The 1,377-nt window shown below is 69.5% G+C and carries 1 protein-coding gene; it reads right to left on the reverse strand.

What is annotated here, in order from left to right; genetic code table 11:
- Positions 1-1,377 (reverse strand): type VI secretion system Vgr family protein (locus MY55_RS22305; RefSeq protein ID WP_157889416.1); only part of this gene is annotated, 1,377 nt, incomplete at both ends.

Below are 1,377 nucleotides of genomic sequence, written 5' to 3' on the forward strand. Positions count from 1 at the left end.
CGCCGGCCCGTCGTGTGGTTGGCGTCGCGTTGGGCGACCAGGTTGAGGTTCTGGCCGGCCGATATCGTCTGGCTCTGCTCGGTCAGGGCGGCGATGCCGGCCGGGCCGGACAGCACCAGCAGCGGCTGTTGGCCGGCTTGGTCCTGGGCGGTTTTGCCGTCTTTGTCGGTGTTGCTGCCGGCTTCCCAGGCCTTCAGCGCGTCGGCGTGGTGTTGCAGGTGGCCTTGGGATTTCTTGCCGGTTTTGGCGTTGTCCGCGCTGATTTCGTCGGGGCCGGTTTCCATGCTGTCGGCCAGTTGGCCGGTGGCGGTTTCGGCCAGCGCCTGGGAGAGGCTGAGGGCGGCGTCGAGCTGGCTCTGCGCGTGCTCGCGCGCCAGCTGTTTGCCGGATGCGCCGTTTTGCGCTTCGGTGGACAGCAGCAGACCGTGGGCGGCGCGGATGGCGCCGTGCTGGTCGGTTCTGAGTTCGAAGCCGTCGCCGCGCGGCTGGGCTTTGCCGTTGCTTCTTGGGTGGGCGAGGTAGCCCTGGTTGAGCTGGGTCTTGCCCGCTTCGCTGGATAGCTTGGCGCGCACTTCGCCGGGGGTGTCGTCGAACAGCAGCTCGTTATAGTTTCCGCCCTGGTGTTCCTTGGATTTGATGCCGGACAGGGTCTTGTTGGCGGGGAGCGAGCCGGCGCCGCTGAAGTCGGGCGTCGGGTGGCTGCCGTTGTACAGCACGCCGGTGATGACGGGGCGGTCGATGTCGCCTTCGATGAAGTCGACCAGCACTTCCTGGCCGATGCGCGGGATGAACTGGTGGCCCCAGCCGGCGCCGGCCGATGGCATGGCGACGCGCAGCCAGCAGGAGGATTTGTCGTCCATTCCGGCGCCGATGGTCGGGTGTTCGTCGGGGCGCTGCCAGTGGAATTGCACCTTGATGCGGCCCTGGGCGTCGGTGTGGACTTCTTCGCCGGCGGGGCCGACCACGGTGGCGGTCTGCACGCCGAGGCTGGTGGGCTTGGCCGCGGCGGTGCCGGCGTAGGCCGGGGTCAGCGGGATGCCGCGGCGCTGGGCCTGGATCTGGCTGGCGAAGGGGGCGGCCTGGCTGTCGCTGTCGGCCAGCAGGCTGGGGGCGAGGGCGCGCAGTTGCTGGGTCAGCTCGCTGGGCAGGTTGTTGCGCGCTTGCAGCGTCTGGCCGGTGACGACGAATTCGCGTTGTTCGTGGCTGTCGGTCTCGTGCGCCGGGTGGTCGTCCAGGCGGAACCATTGGCCGGCGGTGAGGCCGCGGACGGCGCCGCCGCCTTCGAATTGTTTGGCCTGCAGGTCGTGCGCCTGCTGGCGCAGCCGGGCGTAGTGGCTCAGCTGGTCGGCGTCGCCGGCGTAGTACAGGCCCTGCGGG

It is taken from the genome of Chromobacterium subtsugae, assembly GCF_001676875.1.
Classification (GTDB): domain Bacteria; phylum Pseudomonadota; class Gammaproteobacteria; order Burkholderiales; family Chromobacteriaceae; genus Chromobacterium; species Chromobacterium subtsugae.